The organism is Butyrivibrio hungatei, assembly GCF_900101605.1.
Classification (GTDB): Bacteria; Bacillota; Clostridia; order Lachnospirales; family Lachnospiraceae; genus Butyrivibrio; species Butyrivibrio hungatei_B.
On sequence record NZ_FMUR01000009.1, the window covers coordinates 151,878 to 171,268 of the forward strand.

Annotated in this window: 15 protein-coding genes; 3 read left to right on the forward strand and 12 right to left on the reverse strand. The window is 41.3% G+C overall.

Features of this window, described 5'->3' with window-relative positions; genetic code table 11:
* Position 1 precedes the first annotated feature (1 nt).
* The 3 genes from BLP87_RS08540 to BLP87_RS08550 all read right to left on the reverse strand — a co-directional run bounded on the left by BLP87_RS08540 (position 2) and on the right by BLP87_RS08550 (position 3,473).
* A complete protein-coding gene (locus tag BLP87_RS08540) occupies positions 2–2,485 on the reverse strand; it encodes an efflux RND transporter permease subunit (protein WP_074462322.1) in 2,484 nt (827 codons plus the stop codon).
* 166 nt (positions 2,486–2,651) lie between these two features.
* Entirely contained in the window at positions 2,652–3,161 is a 510-nt protein-coding gene (locus tag BLP87_RS08545; protein WP_074462323.1) for a hypothetical protein, read from the reverse strand.
* Positions 3,162–3,263: 102 nt separating this feature from the next.
* Entirely contained in the window at positions 3,264–3,473 is a 210-nt protein-coding gene (locus BLP87_RS08550; protein ID WP_074462324.1) for a hypothetical protein, read from the reverse strand.
* A gap of 302 nt (positions 3,474–3,775) precedes the next feature.
* Between BLP87_RS08550 and yihA the strand changes: the two genes are divergently transcribed.
* The gene (gene yihA, locus BLP87_RS08555; protein ID WP_074462325.1) at positions 3,776–4,375 is read left to right on the forward strand and encodes a ribosome biogenesis GTP-binding protein YihA/YsxC; all 600 of its coding nucleotides are present in this window, start codon (positions 3,776–3,778) and stop codon (positions 4,373–4,375) included.
* Here the strand turns inward: yihA and BLP87_RS08560 are convergent, their stop codons facing one another.
* The 9 genes from BLP87_RS08560 to BLP87_RS08600 form a co-directional block, all read right to left on the reverse strand.
* Entirely contained in the window at positions 4,376–6,007 is a 1,632-nt protein-coding gene (locus tag BLP87_RS08560; RefSeq protein ID WP_074462326.1) for an alpha-amylase family glycosyl hydrolase, read from the reverse strand.
* A 2-nt stretch (positions 6,008–6,009) separates the two neighbouring features.
* Positions 6,010–7,854 carry a diguanylate cyclase domain-containing protein gene (locus tag BLP87_RS08565; RefSeq protein ID WP_074462327.1) on the reverse strand — a complete coding sequence of 615 codons (1,845 nt, stop codon included), beginning with the start codon at positions 7,852–7,854 and terminating at the stop codon, positions 6,010–6,012.
* A 136-nt stretch (positions 7,855–7,990) separates the two neighbouring features.
* A complete protein-coding gene (locus BLP87_RS08570) occupies positions 7,991–9,253 on the reverse strand; it encodes a sensor histidine kinase (protein ID WP_176756625.1) in 1,263 nt (420 codons plus the stop codon).
* A complete protein-coding gene (locus BLP87_RS08575; RefSeq protein ID WP_074462328.1) occupies positions 9,228–9,947 on the reverse strand; it encodes a response regulator transcription factor in 720 nt (239 codons plus the stop codon). Before BLP87_RS08575 ends, BLP87_RS08570 begins: the two co-directional genes overlap by 26 nt.
* Positions 9,948–9,978: 31 nt before the next feature.
* The gene (locus tag BLP87_RS08580) at positions 9,979–10,509 is read right to left on the reverse strand and encodes a UBA domain-containing protein (protein WP_074462329.1); all 531 of its coding nucleotides are present in this window, start codon (positions 10,507–10,509) and stop codon (positions 9,979–9,981) included.
* 202 nt (positions 10,510–10,711) lie between these two features.
* Positions 10,712–11,560 (reverse strand): sugar ABC transporter permease, encoded by an 849-nt coding sequence (locus BLP87_RS08585; protein ID WP_074462330.1) that lies wholly within the window; start codon positions 11,558–11,560, stop codon positions 10,712–10,714.
* Complete coding sequence (locus tag BLP87_RS08590) at positions 11,560–13,059, reverse strand: carbohydrate ABC transporter permease (RefSeq protein WP_242871834.1); 1,500 nt, start codon at positions 13,057–13,059, stop codon at positions 11,560–11,562. The genes BLP87_RS08585 and BLP87_RS08590 overlap by 1 nt, the downstream gene beginning before the upstream one ends.
* A 105-nt stretch (positions 13,060–13,164) precedes the next feature.
* A complete protein-coding gene (locus BLP87_RS08595) occupies positions 13,165–14,487 on the reverse strand; it encodes an extracellular solute-binding protein (RefSeq protein WP_074462331.1) in 1,323 nt (440 codons plus the stop codon).
* A gap of 120 nt (positions 14,488–14,607) precedes the next feature.
* Positions 14,608–15,651 (reverse strand): LacI family DNA-binding transcriptional regulator, encoded by a 1,044-nt coding sequence (locus tag BLP87_RS08600; RefSeq protein ID WP_074462332.1) that lies wholly within the window; start codon positions 15,649–15,651, stop codon positions 14,608–14,610.
* 335 nt (positions 15,652–15,986) lie between these two features.
* Between BLP87_RS08600 and BLP87_RS08605 the strand changes: the two genes are divergently transcribed.
* Positions 15,987–18,041, forward strand: a complete 2,055-nt coding sequence (locus BLP87_RS08605; protein ID WP_074462333.1) for a beta-galactosidase — start codon at positions 15,987–15,989, stop codon at positions 18,039–18,041.
* A gap of 12 nt (positions 18,042–18,053) precedes the next feature.
* Positions 18,054–19,352 (forward strand): galactokinase, encoded by a 1,299-nt coding sequence (locus tag BLP87_RS08610; protein ID WP_074462334.1) that lies wholly within the window; start codon positions 18,054–18,056, stop codon positions 19,350–19,352.
* The last annotated feature ends 39 nt before the right edge of the window (positions 19,353–19,391 follow it).

Here is a 19,391-nt window from a genome sequence, read left to right on the forward strand (position 1 = left end):
ATCAGATGTCCTCCCCTTCCGTGTAGTAAAATTCAGCATTCTCAGCATCGATTGGCTCGTCCTCCATAGGAGTTATATCGCCGTTTTCTATATACGCACTTACATCACCTTTTACAACGGCATGAATGACACCGGTCACATTACCTTCAACGCGGCCTCTGATAAATCCGTCAATCCGCATGGTTCCGGTTCTTTGCTTAACTCTAAGAGGCATATTCATAACAAATGCTGTAAGTTCGATAACTCTGTCGCCGACAAGAAGTATCTGTGGAAGCACAAACATAGTGACCAGGATGGAAATTATTGTTCCTCGACCGAGACATTTTCCGATACCGTAAATCGCGCAGTCAGACGTCATGTTTCCTATAAGCGTACCGGCGACCGCAAGCATTGTTCCCGACGTGATGATCGTGGGGAATGAAAGATTCATGGTATCGATGATCGCATCTCTTTTGCCCATGGTCTCTCTAAGCTCAGTGTATCTGCCTGCTATAACGATCGCATAGTCGATGTTCGCGCCCATCTGAATGGAGCTGACTATAAGATATCCCAAGAAAAAGAGATTGTCGTGCCGGATGGCGGGTATCGAAAAGTTGATCCAGATACAGCCCTGAATTACCGCTATCAGAAGCACCGGCATACCTGCTGATTTGAATGTAAAAAGAAGCACCACAAGAACCGCCAGTATCGAAATAACTCCGGTCACCGTGTTATCCCTTGAAAAGCACTTCTTAAGATCATACTGGCTGACAGACTCTCCGACCACAAAGATCTTGCTCGGAGTGTAGTATTTTTCCGTTATCTTATGAAGCTTTTCTATAAAGTCAAAAGTCTCATCCGACTCCTGCGGAAGATCTACATATATGAGTATTCTCGAATATTCATCGCTCTCAAGCTGATTCTTTGCAAAATTCATCATGCGGTTTGCATCTTCAAGCTTTTGCATAAGGTCGTCATCGAGGGTGACATATCCTTCTTTTATCTCTTTATATACAAACATGAACATATCAATAAGCGGAACTTTGTAGTTGGAAAGCCCGTTGACCGCTTTGGCATAGTCCTCATCGTTAACGGCATATGCAGCATAAACAAGCTCCGCAACTTCGTAATCTATATTAAGAAGCTCGGAAAATTGCCTCGGTGTCAGCTTATCCGTAAGTGTATATCCGTTCATCGCCTCGGTATTTGCAAGACCTGTCACAGATGTAACATCATCTTCCAAAAGTATTTCATCGATCAGCCTCTTTTCCCTGTCGTAATCACCTGACGGAAAAACAAGCGCCATCATATTATCCGATGCAAAATTCTCCTTCTGGATATTCTCCGCCCTCTGAACGGCATTGGTAAGAGGCGGTGTGATCTGCGAGTAGCCGTATACATACGGAGTTTTCGAAGAGATCCTGTTTGCGATAATTATTGCGACAGCAAAAAGCGGAGCGATGATATATCTTGTTTTATACGCAAATCTGCCTACAAAAGGAATCTGCGGAATGAAGTTCTTGTGTTTGGTCTTTTCCAGAAGTCCCGCGAATACCATGATGATTCCGGGCATCAAGAGAAATACCGACAAAAGGCTGAGAATGATCGCTTTGATAAGAACTATACCCATATCCGCGCCGATACCAAACTGCATGAACAGCATGGCAACAAGGCCACCGATCGTTGTCAGGGAACTTCCCGTTATCTCGGGAATTGACTTTGACAGGGCGACAATGCAGGCTTCTCTTGGCTCAAGCGTCATATGCTCTTCTTTGTATCTGTTTAGGAAAATAACCGCATAATCGACAGACAGCGCAAGCTGAAGAACAATCGTAACCGAATTTGATACAAAAGAAATAGTCCCAAGAAGGAAGTTTGTTCCCATCTGAACAAGCGCTGCGCTTCCGAATGTCAAAAGAAGTATCGGAACTTCGGCATACGCCTGTGATGTAAAAATAAGTACAAGAACCACGACGATAACGACTATCACCGAAATGACATTCATCTCCTGATCTATAAGTTCAGACTGTGTATCACCGAGACTTGTAGTCAGATAATAGTCATAATCGTTAAAGTACTCTTTTACCTTATCAAGAAGCTCAAGGCATTTATCATTTGTTTCATCATAATCAAAGGTAATATTAAAAAGTGCCGATCCGTTTGCATAATGCTCATCCGAATCATCGAGTTCCGCAGAGAAAACTCCGGCCCTCTTCTCCAGGTCTTTCTGTATCATAAGTGCCTGATCGTAAGATATGTTTGCGACCATGACTTTAGCGGAGCCGTAAGTTGTAAACTGCTCCTCCATAAGTTCAAGTCCTCTATATGTCTCAGAAGTTTTCGGAAGATACTTGGGCAGCTTATTCTCTACACCGACCCAGCCTCTCGCTATCACAGAAAATATACACGCAATGGCATATATCAAGAAAAAAAGATTTCGTTTATCAACGATAAACTTACAGATTTTAAGCATAAAACTGTTTCCGGCTTTTTCATTACTACTCATTTTTGCCCCCTCAAAATTTTTTCATAATGAACATAATACAAATCCCTACGCATTTACATAAATTTGTATACTATATATTGTACACCTCTGTGTGTACATTAACAACCAAGGCCTATGCATTGAAAAAGGCACACCGCGATAACGCGATATGCCTTGAATTTGTCGATCACTTTTTGCAGTAATCTTCCCATCCGGATTCTTCTTTGATTCTGAGAACGTCGGTGGAAGCTTTATACTCATACTCGTATGTATCTCCACCTTCAGTGGTTATTTTACCGTCAGCCCAGGTTATTTTTACCGTATCCTGGAATGTAAGACTTCCTGTTCCGTCCTCATTAAATGTAACAGAATAAATTCCCTTTATTTCCTGTCCGTCAATCTCCTCAGTATATTCTCTGGAAAAGATACCTACAGGTTTGTCACTTACAACATTGTCACTTCCGGGAGCTCCTATCCTGTCTTTGGTAGCAGCCTTTGAGGAACTGTCATCTGCTGCATTTCCCACAGATGAAGTATCTTTTGCCGCTGTACTGTTTGCTCCGGTGTCGATTTCCTCTTCATCGGCAAACATACTTGCAAGTGCATCGGCTGTATCTGAATCCGAATTTGAATTGTTAAAAGAACACCCGGTAAACACTAACGCGAGTGCTAAAATACTGATAATTCTTTTTTTCATCTCCTCAATTCCTTTCTTTCAAGCAAAAATCATGATGTTAATCGGAATGTAATCATCATAACATATATTTTAAGTGCAATTTTACGAGTGTTCTCTTCAAAATTAGTTTGCCATTTCGCTCTCTGTAGCGTCGGCATTGTCTGCACTACCTATTGTGATAGTGTTGTCATCATCTTCGGAAAAGCTACTTTCTCCGCCTGTTCTGATAGTTTCAAGCGCTGCTTCTTTTTCCGCATCAGATTCTGCATTTTTGGATGAGCATCCGGTCATTACCATAGCAAGTGCCAAAATGCAAATAAGCTTCTTTTTCATCTACTCGTTTCCTTTCAGAATGTTAATTTTGACATAACTCATAATACTCCATTCATCCGGAAGCGACAATAAAGTTTATTAGTATTTTTTTAACATTTTACATTCATTTTGTCCTATATCAGATATAAGAAAATAAATATCTTTAATATCAAAAATTTGCATATCTGTAATACACAACATTCATTACACTGTCACATGCATTTAATAAGCAAATGTTCACCATCAATATACAGCATAAATCTTTTTTGATAGAATATATGGGAACAAAAAACGAATCAGCATGATCATGGAGATAATATAAGATGGTAATAAAGAATGTAAATCTTGAGACAGTATGCGGTATCACAAGCACTCTACCTGACAATCCTTACCCCGAATTTGCTTTTGCGGGAAAGAGTAATGTCGGTAAGAGTTCTCTTATAAACGGCATTATGAACAGAAAGAACTATGCGAGAACTTCGCAGGAGCCCGGTAAAACCCAGACAATAAACTATTACAACATAAACAACGAATTCTATCTCGTGGATCTTCCGGGATACGGCTTTGCACGTGTGCCTGAAAAAGTAAAGGAGCAGTGGGGAAAGATGGTTGAAAACTACCTTCACACTTCCAAACAGCTCCTTAGAGTTTTTCTTTTAATTGATATAAGGCATGAACCCTCGGCAAACGACGTTCAGATGTATAAATGGATAGTACATCAGGGATTCCAGCCCGTAATTATCGCAACCAAGTCCGACAAGATTAAAAAGAGCCAGCATGAGAAGCACCTTAATATGCTCAGAAACGGTCTCGGTCTTCCGGACGATGTTAAAATATTCCCTTACTCAGCCCTAAGTAAAGACGGCCGCGATGATATCTATGACTTCATGGACGAGCTACTCGCCGAAGCAAAAGAATCATAATCACTTTGATCTTATAATTTCAAAGCTCTGCGCTTTAAGAACAACCTTATCACCGCTGTGCTCTATCCTGCCTATTGAGTAGACTTCTTCGAAGTTTCCGCTCTTTATTGCAGGATGGTCGGCGGTATACTCAATATCTTTTTCACCCGGATTAACCAATATAATAAGCTCGCCTCTTCTATATATAAAGGGCTTTTCTTTTCCTCTGCACAGAACTTCAAACGGTGCATCGGCGCAAAGGGATTTCTCGTTTCTTCTTATATTAAGGATATCTTTTACGACGTTATACAGCGAAGACTTGTCGCTTTGCTGCGCTTTGATGCTTGGACCGCCTTCATCAACAGGAAGATAAAGTTTATCTGATGAAGCACCTGAAAATCCCATGTTCGTGGCATCTACGTCCCACTGCATGGGCGTTCTGCTACCGGTTCTGGTATATCCGCCTTCCTTTGTCGGAAGATTCTCAATATACTTCATCCCGATCTCATCGCCGTAATAAATAAACGGAACTCCGGGAAGCGTAAATATAGTGGCATACGCGATCTTAAGTTCTGTCTCATCAAGCGTCCTTGTAGGTCTCGGTGTATCGTGATTGCAGGTCATAAAGCATATATAGCCTGCGTCTTTTGTCTTCTCATATTTTGGAATATAGTCACTTAGAAAAGCCGATGCATCGCTGTCACCGTCTTTTTTGAAAAAGCTTCTGTCCCTGCCTTCGGTATTCTTCCTATCCTCAGCTATCGGAAATACATGGTACTTTTCAAGTGTCTCGTAATCTCTGAAAAGTCTGTTGTATCCATTCCCTGCATGATCGAGATAGAAATCCATATGAAATCCGGCGTCATTCAGAGACAGTTCGGGATTTGACCACTCGGAAACCATCGCAGCTTCCGGATATTCACTGTCAAGCATTGCCCTTACTTTTTTCCAAAGTGAGCACGTACATGTCTTTCTTTCATCATCGTCTTTTACAAGTGAATCTGCCATATCCACTCTAAAGCCGTCACATCCCATATTTAGCCAGAATCTCATAACATCCATCATAAGTTCCAGTGTTTTCTGCGGTTCGGGATCTTTGTAAGACATTTGCCAGCTCTCGGTCGGAGCGGCAAAACCATAATTAAGAGCGGGCTGTGACTTGAAGAAATTCAGCATATACACGCCGTTTCTGTCACATTCTCCGCTTATATAAGGATGGCCGCCAATACCTGACAGCCAGTATTCAGTCCAGATGTATCTGTCGGAGTGTTCATTTTTTTGAGGAACTCCGTCAACAACGGGAATTGCCTTCCCGCTTTCTTTAAACCACTCATGTTCTTCGGATGTATGTCCGGGAACAAGATCAAGAAGTACACGGATGCCCTTACTGTGCGCTGTTTCAAAAAGGCGCTTCGCATCATCATTAGTTCCGTACCTTGAAGCAACCTTTTTGTAATCTCTCACATCATATCCGGCATCCTTGAATGGTGAATCATACCACGGATTTATCCAGAGCGCATTTGCGCCAAGTTCCCTGATATAATCAAGTTTTTCGATGATTCCTTGAATATCGCCTATTCCGTCACCGTTTGTATCATAAAAGCTCTGCGGATAAATTTCGTAAAATACTGCATTCTTAAGCCAACCCGGCATTGCTATATCCTACCTTTCCGTCTCCTTCTCTTATCCTCATACATCAAGGTATCTGCTCTGCTTATATATTCATCCAAAGAAACTTTTCCTTTGCCTTCCGTCACAACATATCCAAAGCTGAGTGACAGATCGACGGGAAGTTCTATTTTTCTGGAATCGCGCACCAGATTTTCTCTGATCTCAACGATACAATCCCTTACTATCTCATCGCTCATAAACTTATCTATGATAAGGAATTCATCACCGCCAAGTCTAAAGCACATTCCCTCAGGGGTAACATGCTCTTTTAACTCATTGGAAGCACATATTATGGCCTTGTCACCAACTTCGTGGCCATAAGTATCATTCAAATACTTAAGCATATCAAGATCGGAATAAAGGATAAGCATCTGCCTTCCTTCTTTGTGTCCGTCAGCGATAAGCTTTTCTGCATATTCGCCAAATCCGAGTCTGTTATAAAGGCCCGTAAGAGCATCTTTTACAGAAAGATCCGAGAGTTTCTCATTGGCCCTTGCAAGACATTCTTTCTGATAAAGGATCTCCATTCCCGATAAGAATGTGTTGATAAGGTCAAAAAGGAACTGCTGCTCCATAAGATATATCGGGTTCTTCATTGCGAGATATCCCGCGCTCTTTTCCCTAAAGTGAATGGGAATAAACAGATAGCAATCGCCTCTGCCCGTTCCTTCAAAAGTCGGGAAAACATTTTTTATACAATCTTCATTGATGTAAGCCGTATCAAAGATCCACTCTTCCTCGGCGGTCTCAAACTGCGCCCAGAACTTGGGATCAAGTACCATTATGATATCTTCGCATCTGGATACTTTGACAACATCGCGGATAACATCAACCATTTCTTTCATGCTGTCTGCATGAGTGATCCTTGAAGAAAGCTTTAATAAGTCATTTGCAAACTCTACGCTGCTCTCATTCCACAGGATATTGCCTTTCATCTGGGCACGGCTGTCAACAATGATATCAGACTCGCAGTCGCAGCTGTCCCAATATATATTGGTGGAATTAATATAATTCTCCTGCTCCACAGGCTTTCCGCTCCACAGATCAAGGAAAAGCTGAATCGCCATCTCTCCGGCATCTTCTCTCTTATAGCTTACGGTAGAGATTCTCGGAGAATAAAATCTTGCCTTGTCAAAATCATCAAATCCCGTTATATAAAAGTCCTCGGGACATTTGATTCCGTATTCTTCCGCCTCTGCAAGTACGCCGACCGCAAGATTGTCATTAACACAGATCACCGCATCGGGCATCTTCTTTTTTGCCCCATACAAGCTTCTAAACGCTTCTCTGCCATCTTTAATATCAAAGCCTCTAAATTCAAGAACATAATCCTTGTTCTTTTTAAGGCCCTTTTCTTTTGCAAAGTCAACAAGTGCCTTGGCACGTCTCTGACTCTCATAATTTCCTTCAGGCCCCATGACAAACCAAAAGCTCTTGCAGTTCTTTTCATTATATAAAAAGCTTATGTTATCATACATGCACTGATAATTATTTACACCAACAAGATAGAAACCGTCTTCCTTTGCATTGATAAGAATAGCCGGTGTTCCCGAAGCCCTGACTCTTTCTATAACATCTGCCCTTACAGCAGGCTCTTCCGTGTTATTAAGTTCAACTATGACTCCATCAAAATCACAAAAATCAGGGAGATCGAATATATCGTGTTCTCCCTGATTATAAAGCTCATCTGTGCTCCAATTGGCATAAGCGTTAAATACATATAAGTTTACATCTGCATCCGCTTCCTTGATCTTGCTGAGGATTCCACTTATCCATGCGTTAGTGATATATCGTCCCCAGCTTTCCATTACCAGAGCAACTTTCTTCATAAGCCCTTATTCTCCTAAATATCAAAATGCCACTTCGTAGACAAATGTACTTTTTGCCGACACACTTAGTATAACACACATCTTCAATAATTATAAATAGGGCAATTTCATTCTTTATGCTTTTTTAAGTCAATTTTTAAGACAAAACTATCATTATCCTTGTTCCAAGTTCCGTTCTTGAAACAACTTCAAAGTGTCCGCCGTGTCTGTCCACTATCCATTTTGCTATAGAAAGTCCAAGTCCCGTTCCCTGAAAACTTCTGGCTTCATCGGCTCTGTAGAATCTTTCAAACATGTGCTCAACGTCATTTTGCGTCATGCCGATACCCGTATCCTGCACCATCATGTACGGCCTGTCATCATCTGTACGCCCGACTCCAAGAATTATCTCATCATTTTTATTCGTATACTTTGCGGCATTATCCACAAGTATGCGAACCGCCTGCTTAAGGAGCGTTCGATCGGCCTCAATCGTTATAAGCTCAGACGCATCCCTGAACTTGTACGGGTGCTCTTCATCTATCATAAATGATTCCTCATATATTTCCTTCATAAGTTCATTTAAGAGAATATTCTCTTTCTGCAATACGGTCTTTCCGCTATCGCCCCTCGCAAGGAAAAGAAGCTGCTCAACAAGGCGGTTCATATTCTCGACCTCATTGGAAATGGCAAGAATAGACTCATCAAGCACTTTTTCATCAGTTCTTCCCCAGCGTTCAAGCATATCTGCATATCCCCTTATGACTGCGATAGGGGTTCTAAGCTCATGCGAAGCGTCATTTACAAAACGTGCCTGCTGCCTATATGAATCCTGAAGTCTTTCTATCAAATGATTGACCGCCTGCTCTATCCCCAAAAGATCCCTGTCGTTAAAATTTATCGTTCCCTCAGGATCTGCATTCTCTATCGCGTCTTCAATAAGTCTGAATTTATCCTCAGAAAAAGCAAGTCTGTTCAGTTCATCTGCTTTTTCCGCAATCTCGCGGATTGGTCTAAGCGTGCGACGTGCCTTTCCAAATACAACAGGAAGTGATAGCAAAAGCCCTATCATCTGCATAGCAAAAAGTATCGCCACAAAAACAGTTATTCTGAAAAACACGGTAAAAAAATCTACGGACATAAGCATTTTTCCGTCCGTAGAAAAAACACGGTAGCACAATTCGCCTATATGACCGGTCTCTGAATAAAAACTTCGATTGCGGCCCAAAAAATCAAAATTCCCGATAACCTCGAGTTCTTTCATATACACCCATCCCGCATTCAGCAGAATAAATAGCAGCAGATCGGTTTTTAAATATACTTTAGCCTTTGCCAGGCTTATCTGAACAGCGATATGGTGCGTAATGGATGTCATTTTTTTTGACGGACGCACATTATTCTGCATCGGATTTGATGACATAGCCTACTCCCCTCACGGTAGTGATCATATTGACATCATACGCATCATCAATCTTTGAACGAAGATATCTGATGTAAACATCAATCATATTGGTTTCTCCGACATAATCATAACCGCACACTTTCTCAAGAAGGGTGTCCCTCGAAAGTACAATGTCTTTATTCTTTAGAAGCATTTCAAGCATCAGGAATTCACGGTTTGTAAGCGAGATAATATGCCCGTCATAAGTAACTTCACGCTTTTTCTCATCAAGTCTGAGCTTCTGCCAGGTATAAACGCCCTCTTCCTTTGTGGCAGAGACGCCACTTGTCGTACTTTCCGCGCCCACTTTTCCATGAAGTTTAAGTGCAACCCTGACTCTTGCAAGAAGTTCCTCGATGGCAAAGGGCTTGGTGATGTAATCCACCGCTCCGCCATCGAGTCCCGATACTTTATCCATGACTTCGTCACGCGCTGTCAAAAGAATAGTCGGCGTCGGATTATCCTGCATAAGACGCCTTAAGACCTCAAGACCGTTCAATCCGGGCAGCATGATATCAAGAAGTATAAGGTCAAAATTTCCTTCAGTAGCCATCTTAAGGCCTTCGCGGCCATCGGCCGCTTTGCTCACTTCATATCCTTCATGCTGTAACTCAAGTTCAACAAATCTTGCGAGTTTTTCTTCATCTTCAACTATAAGTAAATGTGCCGCCATGTAATACTCCCGTCGTGTTTAGTCAAAACTGTTATGATTCCGAAGAATTGTGATGAAATTCTTCCTTAACCTGTTCTGCAGTCTCTTTTGCCTTATCCATCACGTTATTTGCGCCCTGCAGATTATTTTTTCCATAGAATTTATAATTCCAGTCAAAGAACAATGAAATTACAATAAGTACAAATACAAACCACCAGCCGAGTACCAATATCAAAACCGCCGTCCAAAGAGGAAGGTCGATCACCTGCTCATCATGATGCGAAACTTTCATGTGATTGTTTGAAAGATAGTCGATCACGTTTTTAAGGATTTCTTTAATCTTGGTTCCCCATTTCTCACCGCAATCTTTTTCATTGCCGACAGGAACCATTTCGTAACCGGGTTCTTTTGTATATTCCGTTGAATATACCTGCTGATCGGGCTTTGTAACCTTACCCTCTTTCTCCAAAACGATCATGGCGTCAAGAAGATCGCCGTTTGCCTCATCAAGCGCTGCCTTAGCCTCCTCATAAGTGATGTTCGCTCTTGTTCTTAATTTTTCAATCTTTTCAAATTCGTCCATAGTATATTTCCTTTCTCTGTTTAGGATTTTTTTCTGTTCACTGTAATCAATATAGGCATTCTAAATTAAACAATCCTTTGAGAAAGATTAAAAACAGATTAATGTCATTATAATGTTTATTGCATAGAAAGGTCTATACCGTGAAAGAAAAAGGCTTATGTACATATCTTTTTCGATCTGTACATAAGCCATATAGTTTTTATTATCCCTTGATCGCGCCTCCGGACACGCCCTCAACATAGAACTTCTGCATGATGATAAACAGAATCGATATCGGTATGGAAACCAGTAATCCTCCTGCGCAGAATATTGAGAAGTACTTGTTTATAAGTGACTTATCAAGCATGTTGTAAAGTCCGATCGCAATAGTCCAGTCTTTTGAAAGACCGGAATTGAGCATAAGCTTTGCAAGTACGAAATCCCCCCATGGAACAAGGAATGAGGCGATTACCTGATAAACAATTATAGGTTTACAGATAGGAAGTATGATATTAAGCATGATCTCAAGCTCATTGGCTCCTTCAAGTCTTGCCGACTCACGCAAAGATATGGGAATTGTATCCATGAAGCCTTTAACTATAAGGAATCCAAGTCCGGAACCCGCCGAATATACTATTATCATACCAATGTGACTGTTTGTAAGTCCGAGTGACTTAAGCACAAAGTATACGGCTATCATAGACAGTACGCCGGGGAACATATTCAAAACAACGCTGAATACCATAAGTTGCTTACGTCCGGGGAATCTCAAACAGCAAAATGCATAACCGACCATAAATATAAATACCGTGGAAATTATGCAAGTAAAGATTGCTATGATAAGCGTGTTTTTAAACCAGGTCACATACTGAACAACAGAGTCCGGTTTGAACAAAATGGTGGCAAAGTTATTTACCGACCATGTCTCAGGAAAGAAATGAGATATGTCAATTCCCTTGTATCCGCTGAATGCTGTAACCACAAGCCAAATAATCGGTATTATCCATACAAATGTAATGAACGCCAATAAAATATGAAGGAGGCTTGATACAATAAATCTTTTTACTTTCATCACATGAATACCTCCTCTCTTTCACCTGCTACGATCCTGCTAAATGAAAGAATAGTAAATATCGAACATATCGAGAATACAATGACGCCGATGACCGAAGCCATCTTGTAGTCATAATACTCGTTTGTCAATCTAAAGAGCCACGTTACAAGAAGGTCTACTTCTTTTCCGTGTGAATTGGCAAGCGCCTGATCCGTCGTTACATATACATCCTGCGTAAGCAGATAGATTATATTAAAGTTATTGATATTTCTAACGAAATCGGTTACAAAAGTCGGTCCCTCAACAAACATAACATACGGCATGGTCACGTTTCTAAATATCTCAAACGGTGACGCTCTGTCGATCATCGCCGCCTCGATCTGATCTCTTGGAATATTCAAAAGAATTCCTGTAGATATCAGTATCTGATACGGAATACCAACCCAGATATTTATTATAACAATTGTAGCTTTTGCCCAGCCCGGACTTGTAAGAAAAGGAATGTATGTAATATTCTTGCTCACAAGTCCTATATTCTGCAAAAAAGCGGTTATTCCGACATTGGAACATATCGAATTGACAATACCGGAATCCGCAAAGAAATTTCTTACCAAAAGTAGCGTTACAAACTGAGGTACCGCAATGGTAACTATAAACAATGTCCTCCAGAATCTCTTCAACTTGATGAGCCTTGAATTAATAAGCAGTGCAATGAGGTGTCCAAGCAGGAAATTCGATACTGTCGCAAGGAACGCCCACAAAAAAGTCCATTCCAAAATTTTCCTGAATGCATATCCAAAGGAAGACGAAGTTGTCTGTGTAAAGAGTTTTACAAAGTTTCTGAATCCAACCCAGGTAAACAGTTCACTCGGCGGCAAATGATTCTGGTCGTAATTGGTAAATGCAATCGTAATAAGGATCAATATCGGAATGATATTCATCAAAATAACGCCAAGGATAGGGAATGAAAGAAGTGTAATATGAAACTTCTCGCCCAAAAGCTCTTTGAAATCTTCGCCGAAAGTATTTACATGCTTTCTTGCCTCCAGTAAAAGCTGAGTCTTATACATGCTCTTGATATTACTTACCCAGAATAAAAAGAACATGAAAATAATAAACAGTGCTCCTACCGATCCAAGCAATATCATAAATGAATTATCATAATCATTTACCGTATTCTGCATCGTAAGAGGATCGAAAATTGCTTCTCTTTTCACTGTTCCAAGTGTACTGAACTTAGCAAGATTGGGTGCGGCACCAAAAATGAGATATACAATAAACAGTGCCTGCACAATAAAAACAAGCACACCTTTCATAAACTGATAATTGTATATGTGCCCCAATCCCATAAATACGGTCGACAATTTCAAACAAGTGCTGCCCTCCGAAAGACAGGTACCCAGCTCCTTGAAATATTTTACGATCGGATTTACTTTGGGTTCCTTCTTGGTACGAACAGTCTTTTGATTACGCGGATAATTTTTATGACTAGTCGGATAGCTCCTATAATTAGCCAATTATCTCACTCCTTTCTCTTACCCTTTTTTGACAAATATAACCCCATACCTCATTCGATATGGGGTTATACTTTGACGGCCGGTAACAGGCCAAAAATTCAGTTTTTAGTCATTAGCCGGTGCTGTGATACCTTCAACTGCCGTGTCAAGAAGCTGCTGAAGATCCGTATTGTCAGGATTTCCGCTGGCAAGAATCTGTCCGAGTGTCTCAGCGGGACTCCAGTAATTTCCTCCGATAATCTGAGGCGTTGAGAAAGGTGCCTGAGCTGCGAGAGCTGAAATAGCTTTATCGCTCTTAACCGCATCCGATGAAGCCGCATTTATATTGGAAGGTCCTAAGTTTCTGGCCTCAAATCTTGCTGTCTGAACTTCCTCTGAAGTAAGATACTCAGCAAGAAGCATAGCCCAACCGATATTCTTGGCATGAGGATTTACTCCGATAAGCTTAAATCCGGAATATGATGAAAGCTGACAATCTTTGCCACCGATCTTCATTGTGGGAAGTTTACTTGCTTCGTAATTTTCTCCCCAGGCATCTGCAGCAACCTGTGCATTCCAGATACCGTTGATGGCTGCGCAAACAGTTCCATCCTTAATTCCTGTAACTGTGGTTCCATCATCCATATTAACAACAACACCAGAAGCAACTGCATCAAGGATTGCCTGACATACGTCAACACCGCCCTCTCCGTTCCAGTTACAAGTGTTTGTTTTTCCGTCTTCGTTAAGTGTTGCATCAAGGCCGACAGCCTTAAAGAAACCGTAAAGGTACCATCCGTTCTTAAACTCGATTGCAATCTTCTTACCTGCAGTCTTTGCATCGGCAATCATTGCTTCAAGATTTGAAGGATCTTTGATAACTTCACTGTTATAGAACATAAAGTATCCGTTATCTGCCGTCATAGGGTAAGCATAAAGCTTTCCTCCTACCGTTGCGGCATCAACAGAAGTCTGAACATTGGCATTCTTTACATCATATGTATAAGTAGCCAGCACTTCCTGAAGTGCTCCCGCATTAACAAGATCATTGATCTGATCGTGCGCAAAAGTATATACATCAGCAGCAGCTTCAACATCTGTAAGAACTTTATCCTTTGCTGTAGACTCTGACTCTGCGCCAAGTGTGATGTTAAATGTTATATCAGGATAGAGAGCCTTGAAATCTTCAATAACTCCCTGTGTAAAATCCTGGTCTTCCTCGGAAGCCCATAGTGTAAGATCGACAGGACCTGTCGTATTGTTTATAAGGTTCTGAACTGCATCTGCGGAAGCTTCGCCCCCCGATTCTGCGCTATCTCCGGAGTTATCAGCTGCAGGTTCTGTTTGAGTCTCTTCCGTATCGTTGGCAACCTCAGGATTGCCACACCCCGTAATAGCAGCTGCAACCATCATAGATGCCAAAGCAATTGATAGAAACTTCTTTTTCATAATCGTTTCCCTCCTAACAATTATATGTAATATAAAAGTTCTTCTGCCTGTACAATTGCGCAAAATCACACGCAAACGGTTGTCCATACTATTATATTTTACCTTTTTTACGAGATTGCATCAATGTTTTTTTGATAACATAATCGAATTATCGATTTTCTGTGTAGATTCTTTCATTAACACTTTATAGCCCAGAATGCTTTTTTCCGGAACCTCTTCACCGTCTATCAGTTTAAGAAGCGTCCTACATGCAACGTTCCCAAGCTCCTTCGGATCATATTGAAGCGCAGTGACCTGAGGCTGGTTCCCCGCGAGAAGATCGCTGTTGTAAAAAGATGCTATCCCCACATCTCCGGGAACACACACACCGTCTTTCCTAAGTTTCAATATCACATCACGGCATATGCTGTCGTCCATACATACTATGCACTCTGCGCCGGATCTAACCGCTAGATCTGCTGCGTTTTCAACTTCTTTGGAAGTTTCGTTTCCAAGTAGGAGCATATCGGGCTTAACTTCAATACCTGCTGACTCAAGTCCCATCTCAAAACCACGCTGCCTTGCCATATTCACCATATGACTAAGTGAACCGCCGATCAAAACAAGCTTTTTATATCCGCATTTTATAAGAGCAGATGTCATCTCCATGCAGGCCTTCTCCTGATCGTTGTCAACCTGAATGACGCCCTTTTCTTTGGTGCTTCCCACAGTAACAAACGGGATATTCATGCTTTTTAAATACTTAACGGAAAGATCGTTGACCATTGTGCGTCCGAGGATCACGCCGTCTACTTTTTTATTTTTGACGATTCTTTCCAAATGAGAAATATTATCCTCGTACACAAGCGAGATCAGAACATCATAATCCGTAGCCATTGTAACTTCGCAGACTCCCGCCATGCACCTTTGGAAAAAAGGGAGCGCATATACATTCGAATCCCCCGGGATTGCCCAGCATATGTTGTATTTCTTCTGGTCTGCAAGGCCTTTTGCCATCGGATTAGGTCTGTAGTTGTTTTTTTCTATATACTCAAGGACTCTCTGCCTTGTTTCATTTCCTATTCTGCCTTTGCCGGAGATTGCACGTGAAACCGTTGTTTTTGACACCCCCAAGGCTTCCGCCACGTCCCCTATGGTTATGTTCTTTTTCTCATTCTCTCCCATACCGTAAAACCTCTTATAAAAACCCCTATTTATATGATGTTTAATTTATTCGACATTTAATTTGTTCGATATTTAAAATAATACTTTGCTTTTTTTAAACTCTGTGTTATACTTTGCGCAATTGGTTGTCTTGTTTGAAATTTAGCACTTTATCAATTTTTCGTCAACCGCAATTGTTACCTGATTTTTCATATTGACAGCTGAATGGAATCATTTTTAGCATCTTTTTATTTTTTGTTTATACGAATATTTTTTCTCTTTTTTTGACATATAAGGCAAATTTTTTTATAAAATATATATGTAAAGTTTTTTATGTTTTTTATGAGGTAAACGTTATGAAATCAACTCTTTTTGGCACGGCATATTATGCTGAATATATGCCTTACGACAGAATAGATACCGACTTCCAGCTCATGAAGGATGCCGGCATGAACGTTATCAGGATAGCCGAATCCACTTGGAGTAGCTATGAGCCTTCCGATAACGTATTTGATTTTACATATTTACACAAGGTTCTTGATGCGGCCGCAAAATATGATATCTCGGTCATCGTAGGCACACCTACTTACGCCATACCTTCATGGCTTGCAAAGAAATACCCTGATGTCATGGCAGTGACTCCCGAAGGACAGAACATCTACGGACGCAGACAGCAACACGATATCACCAATCCGCATTTTCTTTTCCATGCTGAGCGAATCATCAGAAAGATGATGGAGGAAGTAGCGGCAAATCCACAGGTTATCGGATATCAGATTGATAACGAAACACGTTCCGGAAACGGATACTCCCCCGAAAATCAAAAGTTGTTCATCGAAGAGATGAAGAAAAAATATCCCGATATCAACAAATTCAACGCTGAATTTGGGCTTAATTATTGGAGCAACCGCATCGATTCTTGGGACGACATGCCCGATATCCGCGGTACGATAAACGGTAGTCTTTCCGCTGCCTACAAGGCATTCCTAAGAGACAAGATCACCGATTACCAGCAATGGCAGGCAGATATTATAAATGAGTACAAAAGAGACGATCAGTTCATCACTCACAATTATGATTTCTCATGGGACGGATTTTCATACGGCATTCAGCCTCTTGTAAATCAGCAAGATGCTGCAAAAGCGGTAAATATTGCCGGAGTTGATATCTATCATCCCACACAGAACAGATTTGACGGCGCTACCATAGCTTTTGGCGGTGCAATCGGAAGATCACTCAAAAAAGATAATTATCTTGTACTTGAAACACAGTCTCAGGGAAGACTCGACTGGCTTGCATATCCCGGTCAGCTAAGGCAGGCTTATTACAGCCACCTTGCGAGCGGTGCAAACGGTGTAATGTACTGGAATTGGCATTCGATCCACAATTCCCTCGAATCCTATTGGAAAGGAATTTTAAGCCACGATCTGATTCCGGGCGAGACTTACAAAGAACTTGCTTTTACAAGATCTGAAGAACTTAAGATAGACAGTCATTTACAGAACCTCAAAAAGCACTGCTACGCTGCCATTATTGCAGATAACAGAAGCCTTGTGGGACTTGACGAATTCCCTATCGACGATGTATCCGACGTAAGTGTCGGCGAAGATGACTGGAGTCCCAAGGAACTTAGTTATAATCATATCCTTCGCTGGATGTACAACGCCTGCTACAAGATGAATCTTGAAACAGATATTGTTTACAAAGACGATATCATCAATGCGGATCCGGAAGAGCTTGTTAAAAAGTATCCTCTTCTCATCGCTCCTTCGCTCTATTCGGCGACGGTTGAGCTGATCAATTCTCTTCGCAGTTACGTTGAGAAAGGCGGAAATCTTGTACTTGGATTTAAGAGTCTTGTTTCCGATGAAGAGCTTAAGATATATCCCGATGCTCTTCCTTATCACATGACAGATATGATCGGAGGAAGCTACGACCAGATTACAAGACCTGTAGATACAACAATAAAGATTGAAGGAAGGGAATTCAATGTTTCTCACTGGATGGAATTATTAAGGCCTCAGGGAACCGGCGAAGAAATCTGGGGTACCTACGTTCATCCGTGCTGGGATAAATATGCTGCGATTCTTCACAAGAAGCTTTATGACTCAGGAAACGGAACCGTTACATATATCGGATGTTATATGAAGTGCGAAGGCCTCACTTCCATCCTTAAGAAACTCGTTAGAAGAATCGGCCTTTCCGTACCCGAGGAGATATTCCCCATCATAGTTAAATCGGGAACCAATGCACTCGGTGAGGAAATCACCTACTACTTTAACTACTCTCCTAGAATTGAGCTTATCTCAATACTTAAAGACTGCACGGAACTTATAAGCTCAGATAACTACAACCGCGGAGACAGAATCAGTATAGGACCTTGGGGTATTAAGATATTTGTCAACAGATGAGGATTAAAAAATATGAAAACACAAGACTTGATCAGTTATATTGAAGCCGGCAGATTAAATGATAAGCTTCTTGATATCTATATCGATGAATCCTTGATTGCTTATCAGACAGACAGATATATCAGAGCAATAAAAAGCTATGAGGATACTTTTAGATCAACACCGGGATACAATGATGACGTATGCATAATAAATGCACCCGGACGTACTGAGATAGGCGGTAATCATACCGACCATCAGCACGGTCATGTTCTTACGGCATCCATTAACCTGGACATCATAGCGATCGTAGCCAAAAACTCCGAGATGATAAATGTAAGATCTGAAGGTTATGACAATATTATAAGCTTTAGTTCGGAAGATACAGCCATTAACAAAAACGAGCAGGGCACTTCACTTGCCATGATAAAAGGTGTTCTTGCCGGAGCCAAGATGAACGGATTTGAGATCGGCGGTTTTGACGCCTACATCACAAGCGATGTGCTCAACGGTTCAGGTCTTTCATCTTCCGCATCATTTGAGACAGTGATAGGAACCATCATCTCCTCTTTGTACAACGACGGTAAGATCAAACCGATGACCCTTGCAACCATAGGTCAATACGCCGAGAATATATATTTTGGCAAGCCGTGCGGTCTTATGGATCAGATGGCCTGCGCTTTTGGAAACATGAGTCACATAGATTTCAAGGTTCCCGGCACACCAAAGGTTGAAACATTAAATCTCGACCTCAATGCCTCGGGTTACAGTCTTTGCATCACGGATACCAAAGGAAATCATGCTGACTTAACTTCGGAATATGCTGCCGTTACCAAGGAAATGAAATCTGTAGCCGAGGAATTCAGAACAGCCGTACTTGTAAATGTTCCCGAATCCAAAGTTATTGATTCCATCCCCGCTCTTCGTGAAAAGCTCGGAGACAGAGCAGTTCTGCGTGCCCTCCACTTCTATGAAGAAAACAAGAGAGTTATAAAAGAAGTAGATGCTCTTAAAAGTAATGATTTTGCTACATTCTTAAAAACCGTAAAGGAATCCGGCGATTCATCATTTAAGTTCCTTCAGAACGTATATACCAATCAGGATGTTAAGCATCAGGGCGTTTCGCTCGCACTGTGTATCAGCGAAAACATCCTCGGCGAAGACGGTGGTGTATGCAGAGTTCACGGAGGTGGTTTTGCCGGAACGATCCAGGCTTTTGTTCGAAATGATAAGGTCGAAATATACAAGAAAGCTCTGGATAGCATATTCGGTGAAGGATCCTGTCTTGTTCTTAAGATCAGAAAATACGGCGGTATGAAAATTGATATTTAAACAATATTTGTTTTAAATATAACCCCACTAAAAAACGAG